Source organism: Rhodoplanes roseus (assembly GCF_003258865.1).
Classification (GTDB): Bacteria; Pseudomonadota; Alphaproteobacteria; order Rhizobiales; family Xanthobacteraceae; genus Rhodoplanes; species Rhodoplanes roseus.
Genome location: NZ_NPEX01000495.1, coordinates 357 through 2,493 on the forward strand (window position 1 = coordinate 357; position 2,137 = coordinate 2,493).

4 protein-coding genes are annotated in these 2,137 nt (G+C 69.7%); all 4 read left to right on the top strand.

The features are described from left to right. Positions 1 to 303 (top strand): LysE family translocator (locus tag CH341_RS36140; RefSeq protein WP_245431329.1); only part of this gene is annotated, 303 nt, incomplete at its 5' end. A gap of 65 nt (positions 304 to 368) precedes the next feature. Further along, positions 369 to 875, top strand: a complete 507-nt coding sequence (gene coaD / locus CH341_RS30635; protein ID WP_111423366.1) for a pantetheine-phosphate adenylyltransferase — start codon at positions 369 to 371, stop codon at positions 873 to 875. A 92-nt stretch (positions 876 to 967) separates the two neighbouring features. Further along, a complete protein-coding gene (locus CH341_RS30640; protein ID WP_111423369.1) occupies positions 968 to 1,525 on the top strand; it encodes a peptidylprolyl isomerase in 558 nt (185 codons plus the stop codon). Between the two features lie 108 nt (positions 1,526 to 1,633). Then, a complete protein-coding gene (locus CH341_RS30645; protein ID WP_111423372.1) occupies positions 1,634 to 2,104 on the top strand; it encodes a peptidylprolyl isomerase in 471 nt (156 codons plus the stop codon). The last annotated feature ends 33 nt before the right edge of the window (positions 2,105 to 2,137 follow it).

A 2,137-nucleotide genomic window follows, 5' to 3' on the forward strand; every position in this document is an offset into this window, starting at 1 on the left:
GGCGGGGTTCACGTCTCACGCGGCTTCCTGGTGGCGGTGTCCAATCCCAAGACCATGGCGTTCTTCACGGCGTTCCTGCCGCAGTTCGTCGATCCGACCCTGCCGACGACGTTTCAGCTCGCCGTCATGGTGGCGGTCGCCGTGGTGATGTCCGGCGTTCTCGACGCGACCTGGGGCGTCGCCGCCGGCTTCGGCCGCGCCTGGTTCATGGCGCCGTCGCGCCAGAGGCTGCTGGGCCGCGTCTCCGGCCTGGTGCTGATCGGCGGCGGCGTGTGGCTGTCGCTGTCGCGGCGGCCGGCGTGATGCTGCACTGCGGTACCGTCGCCGCGTGCCTTGCCGGCCCGGCCCGGGCAGGCTAGACCCGCGCGATGCTCAGAACCGCGCTCTATGCCGGCTCGTTCGATCCGGTCACCAACGGCCACCTCGACGTCGTCCGCCAGGCGGTCCGCCTGGCCGATCGGCTCGTGCTGGCGATCGGCATCCATCCCGGCAAGGTGCCGCTGTTCTCCGCCGAGGAGCGCGCCGCCATGCTGGAGGAGACCTGTGGGCCGCTCGCGGCCGCAGTGGGCACCACGATCGAGTGCATCACGTTCGGCGGGCTGGTCGTCACGGCGGCCCGGGAGGAGGGCGCCGTCGCCCTGATCCGCGGCCTGCGCGACGGCACCGACCTCGACTACGAGATGCAGCTCGCCGGCATGAACGGCGCCATGGCGCCCGAGATCGCCACCGTGTTCCTGCCCGCCTCGCCGCTGGTGCGCCCGATCACCGCCACACTGGTCCGCCAGATTGCCGCCATGGGCGGGGACGTCTCGACCTTCGTGCCGCCGGCCGTGGCCGCGCGACTGAAGGTCCGGTTCGCCGCCCGGGCCCCCTGACGAGACGCGCCGGCGATGCGACCCATCCCCGTCACCGCCGCGCGAGCGCCCGTCCGGACCATGTCTCTCATCGCAACCCGCAAGGACGTTCCATGATCCGTTTGTTCGCCGCGCTCGCCCTGATGATGGTCTCGGTGGTCGCCCAGGCCCAGCAGCTCCCGGCCGGCACCGATCCGCAGAACACCATCCTGCTCGACACCAAGGACGGCCGCATCGTCATCAAGCTGCGGCCCGATCTGGCGCCCAAGCACGCCGAGCGGCTCAAGCAGCTCGCCCGCGACAAGTACTACGACAACGTGCCGTTCCACCGCGTCATCGAAGGCTTCATGGCGCAGACCGGCGACGGCCAGTTCGGCAACGGCACGGGCGGCTCGAAGTACCCGAACCTGCCGGCCGAGTTCTCCAACGTGCCGTTCAAGCGCGGCATCGTCGGCATGGCGCGGTCGAGCGATCCCAACTCGGCCAACAGCCAGTTCTTCATCATGCTCGCCGAGAACCCCGGCCTCGACGGCAAGTACACGGTGGTCGGCGAGGTGGTCAGCGGCATGAACGCCGTCGACAAGGTCAAGAAGGGCTCGCCGACCGACAACGGCCGCGTCACCAATCCGGACAAGATCGTCCGCATGCAGGTCGCGGCCGACGCCAAGTGACGGCCGCGTAACCCCTGCGGTGCGGAGGCCCGGGCCACGGCCCGCACCCGCGCCGCCCGTTTCCGACTTCGCCTTTCGTCAGTCAGTTTCGATCGAACAAGGGACATCATGAGCGACGTGACCGAGAACACCCTCCTGCTGGAGACCACCAAGGGCCCCGTGACCATCGAGATGCGGCCCGACCTCGCGCCCGGCCATGTCGCGCGCATCAAGGAGCTGGTCCGCCAGGGCTTCTACGACGGCATCGTGTTCCACCGCGTGATCGAGGACTTCATGGCCCAGACCGGCTGCCCGAACGGCACCGGCACGGGCGGCTCCGGCCAGAAGCTGAAGGCCGAGTTCTCGCGCGAGAAGCACACCCGCGGCACCGTCTCGATGGCGCGCGCCCAGAACCCGGATTCGGGCGACAGCCAGTTCTTCATCTGCTTCACCGAGGCGCCCTGGCTCGACGGCCAGTACACGGTGTGGGGCAAGGTCACGGACGGCATGGACAACATCGACAAGATCAAGCGCGGCGAGCCGGTGAGCGACCCCGACAAGATCATCACGGCCCGCATGGCCGCCGACGCCGCGGCGTAGCTCGCTCCGCCTGACCCGGTTCACCTCCCCCTG

Bases quoted from the DNA above. Each gene is read 5' to 3' on its own strand.
- coaD (WP_111423366.1), top strand. From the start codon at position 369: ATGCTCAGAACCGCGCTCTATGCCGGCTCGTTCGATCCGGTCACCAAC.
- CH341_RS30640 (WP_111423369.1), top strand. From the start codon at position 968: ATGATCCGTTTGTTCGCCGCGCTCGCCCTGATGATGGTCTCGGTGGTC.
- CH341_RS30645 (WP_111423372.1), top strand. From the start codon at position 1,634: ATGAGCGACGTGACCGAGAACACCCTCCTGCTGGAGACCACCAAGGGC.